We start from the raw sequence: 4,254 nt of genomic DNA on the forward strand, positions 1-4,254 counted from the left end.
ACTACCACGCCCGGGTGCTGGGCCGCATCGACCCGGAGCTGGACCGGTTCTTCTGTACCGCCCTGCAGGCCGTGGGCGACCCCGGCCAGACCACCGACGCCCTGTGGCAGCTGGTGCAGGCCACAGGAGAAGCCAGCTACCGCTGCATGGAGCTGCTGGACGCGGCCAACACCGGCGCGTTTGGCGATCCGGAACCGGTGCAGGTGCCCCTGACCATTGAAAAGGGGCCGTTCATCGTGATTTCCGGCCACGACCTCTACGACGCACAGCAGCTGCTGGAACAGACCGCAGGCCGGGGCGTCAACGTCTACACCCACTCGGAGATGCTGCCCGCCCACGGCTACCCGGAGCTGAAGCGCCGCTACCCCCACCTCAAGGGCAACTTTGGCACCGCATGGCAGAACCAGCAGCGGGAGTTCGAGGACATCCCCGCGCCCATCCTGTTCACCACCAACTGCATCATGCCCCTGCGCGCCAGCTACGCCGACCGGGTGTTCACCACCTCGGTGGTGGCTTACCCCGGCGTGCCCCACATCGACGAAGGGCGCGACTTTTCCCCGGTGATCGAAAAGGCGCTGGAGCTGGGCGGCTACGCGCAGGACACCCTGCTGCCCGGCCTGAACGGCGGCTCCACGGTGACCACCGGTTTTGCCCGCACCGCCGTGCTGCAGCACGCGGACGAGATCGTGCAGGCGGTGCGGGACGGTAAGCTGCGGCACTTCTTTCTGGTGGGCGGCTGCGACGGCACCCGGCCCAGCCGCCGCTACTACACCGAGTTTGCCCGCCTTACCCCGCCCGACACCATCCTGCTGACCCTGGCCTGCGGCAAGTTCCGCCTGAACGACCTGCCCCTTGGCACCGTGCCGGGCACCGGCCTGCCCCGCATCCTGGACGTGGGCCAGTGCAACGACGCCTACAGCGCCATCCGCATCGCATTGGCGCTGGCCGACGCCTTTTGCTGCGGCGTCAACGACCTGCCCCTCTCGCTGGTGCTGTGCTGGTTTGAGCAGAAGGCCGTGTGCATCCTCATCGCGCTGCTGGCGCTGGGCATCCGGAACATCCGGCTGGGGCCTACCCTGCCCCCGTTCCTCTCGCCGGTCGTTGTGGCTGCCCTGCAGCAAAAGTACGATTTAAAAGCCGTAACAACGCCGGAAAATGACCTGCAGGCCATTCTGGGCAGACATTGAGCCTGCACTGTTCTCACTATAGCTACAACTGACCGCCATACGCGGCGTTTCGCACAAGAAGTGGTGTAAAGCAGTTGTCATATTTGGTGCAGCTGTCACTTGAAGATTTTTCAGCGTTCAGTATAATAATAGTTACCGGAACAAAGGCGTTCCGCAAGGGTAAAGTATGCCCTTGCGGGGCGCTTTTTCTTTTTTGTCAAAATGCGGAGGGTGCCGCACCGGTGAGGATTTTAGATAAGGATGGGAAAGTCTATGGAAAACTTTACAGAGCAGAAAAACACCCTTGGTCTGTACGATCCACAGTTTGAGCACGATGCCTGCGGCATTGGCGCTGTGGTGGATATCAAGGGCCGCAAAAGCCACCAGACCGTGGACGATGCACTGGCCATTGTGGAACGGCTGGAGCACCGTGCCGGCAAGGATGCCGAGGGCAAGACCGGCGACGGTGTGGGCATTTTGCTGCAGATCAGCCACAAGTTCTTCTCCAAGGTGGCCGAAGAACTGAACATCAGCCTTGGCAACGAGCGCGAGTACGGTGTGGGCATGTTCTTCTTCCCCCAGAGCGAACACCTGCGTGCACAGGCCATGAAGCTGTTCGAGGTGGTCACCCGCAAGGAAGGCCTCGAATTTCTGGCATGGCGCAAGGTTCCCGTGAACCCGGATGCCGTGGGCCAGAAAGCCCGCGACTGTATGCCTGCTATCTGGCAGTGCTTCATCAAAAAGCCCGCCAAGGTGAGCAAGGGCATCGATTTTGACCGCAAGCTGTACATTGTGCGCCGCGTGTTCGAGCAGGCCAGCAACGGCACTTATGTGCCCAGCCTGTCCAGCCGCACCATCGTGTACAAGGGCATGTTCCTTGTGCACGACCTGCGCCTGTTCTATACCGACCTGCAGGACGAGGATTATGAATCCGCTATCGGCATGGTGCACAGCCGCTTCTCCACCAACACCAACCCCAGCTGGATGCGCGCACACCCCAACCGCTTCATCCTGCACAACGGCGAGATCAACACCATCAAGGGCAACACGGATGCCATGCTGGCCCGTGAAGAGAGCATCTCCAGCTCCATCATGCAGGACGACATGAACAAGATCCTGCCCATCATCAACACTTCCGGCTCCGACTCCGCCATGCTGGATAACGCGCTGGAATTCATGGTGATGAACGGCATGGATCTGCCGCTGGCCGTGATGATCACCATTCCCGAGCCGTGGGAGAACAACAAGAACATCAGCCAGAAAAAGCGCGATTTCTACCAGTATTATGCCACCATGCTGGAGCCTTGGGATGGCCCCGCTGCCATCCTCTTCTCGGACGGCGACGTGATGGGCGCTGTGCTGGACCGCAACGGTCTGCGCCCCAGCCGCTATTACATCACCAAGGACGGCCGCATGATCCTGTCCTCCGAGGTGGGTGTGCTGGAATGCGAGCCGGATAATATTTTGGTCAAGGATCGTCTGCGCCCCGGCAAAATGCTGCTGGTGGACACCGTGAAGGGCGAAGTGGTGGACGACGAAAAGCTCAAGGAGTTCTACGCCAGCCGTGAGCCTTACGGCGAGTGGATCGACCGCAACCTTGTGGAGCTGGCCAGACTGAAAATTCCCAACGTGAAGGTGGAAAGCTACACCGGCGATCAGCTCACCCGCCTGCAGAAGGTGTTCGGCTACAAGTATGAGGATGTGAACACCATGATCCTCTCCATGGCCCGGGCAGGCGCAGAGCCTTCCGGCGCTATGGGCACCGACACCCCGCTTGCTGTGCTGAGCAACCAGCATCCGCCGCTGTTCAATTACTTCAAGCAGCGCTTTGCGCAGGTCACCAACCCGCCCATTGATGCCATCCGCGAAAAGGTGGTCACTTCCACCAGCGTGTATATTGGCGCACACGGCAACCTGCTGGAGGACAAACCCGAGAACTGCAAGGTGCTCAAGGTGCACAACCCCATCCTGACCAGCACCGACCTGCTCAAGATCAAATACATGAACGTGCCCGGCTTCAAGGTAGCCACGGTGTCCATCAACTACTATAAGAACACCAGTCTGGAAAAGGCCATCGACCGTGTATTTCTGGAGGTTGACCGCGCCTACAAGGATGGTGCAAACATCATCATCCTTTCTGACCGCGATGTGGATGAATACCACGTGACCATTCCCAGCCTGCTGGCAGTTTCCGCGGTTTCGCAGTACCTGATCCGCACCAAGAAGAGCACCGCACTGGCCCTGATCCTGGAAAGTGCAGAGCCGCGCGAGGTGCACCACTTTGCCGCTCTGCTGGGCTACGGTGCCTGCGCCATCAATCCCTATCTGGCGCATGAGACCATCGGCCAGCTCATCGACGAAGGCCTGCTGGACAAAGATTACTATGCAGCCGTGGAGGACTACGACAACGCCATCCTCAGCGGCATTGTGAAGATTGCCTCCAAGATGGGCATTTCCACCATCCAGAGCTACCAGAGCAGCCAGATCTTTGAGGCTGTGGGCATCTCCAAGGATGTCATCGACAAATACTTCACCGGCACGGTGAGCCGTGTGGGCGGCATTACCCTTTCGGACATTCAGGCCGATGTGGAAGCCCAGCACAACGCAGCCTTCGACCCGCTGGGTTTGGACATCAACATGGAGCTGGCCGACAGCGGCGCACACAAGTTCCGCAGCGGCAAGGAAGAACACCTGTTCAACCCCCAGACCATCCACCTGTTCCAGAAAGCCTGCTGGACGAACGACTACTCGGCTTTCAAGCAGTTCACCAGCACCGTGGACAATATGGGTGCTGACGGCGTGCATCTGCGCAGCCTGCTGGACTTCAACTATGCTCCTGACGGCGGCATCCCGCTGGAAGAGGTGGAGCCGGTAAGCTCCATCGTCAAGCGGTTCAAGGGCGCAGCCATGAGCTACGGTGCCCTGAGCAGTGAAGCCCATGAGACCATTGCCATTGCCCTGAACCGTCTGGGCGGCCGCAGCAACACCGGCGAGGGCGGCGAACCCGAAGAGCGCTACCACAGCGAGAGCAATTCCAAGATCAAGCAGGTGGCTTCCGCACGCTTTGGTGTAACGAGCAAATACCTCG

General features: G+C 59.9%; 2 protein-coding genes. Both read left to right on the forward strand.

All coding sequences use genetic code 11. The annotated features are described in order from the left end of the window. Nucleotides 1–1,187 (forward strand): hydroxylamine reductase (gene hcp / locus QZL71_RS09175; RefSeq protein WP_294648551.1); only part of this gene is annotated, 1,187 nt, incomplete at its 5' end. Between the two features lie 252 nt (nucleotides 1,188–1,439). After that, a partial coding sequence (locus tag QZL71_RS09180; protein WP_294648552.1) for a glutamate synthase central domain-containing protein occupies nucleotides 1,440–4,254 on the forward strand: 2,815 nt, incomplete at its 3' end.

Origin of the sequence: uncultured Faecalibacterium sp. (assembly GCF_900066275.1) — a bacterium.
Taxonomy (GTDB): domain Bacteria; phylum Bacillota; class Clostridia; order Oscillospirales; family Ruminococcaceae; genus Faecalibacterium; species Faecalibacterium taiwanense.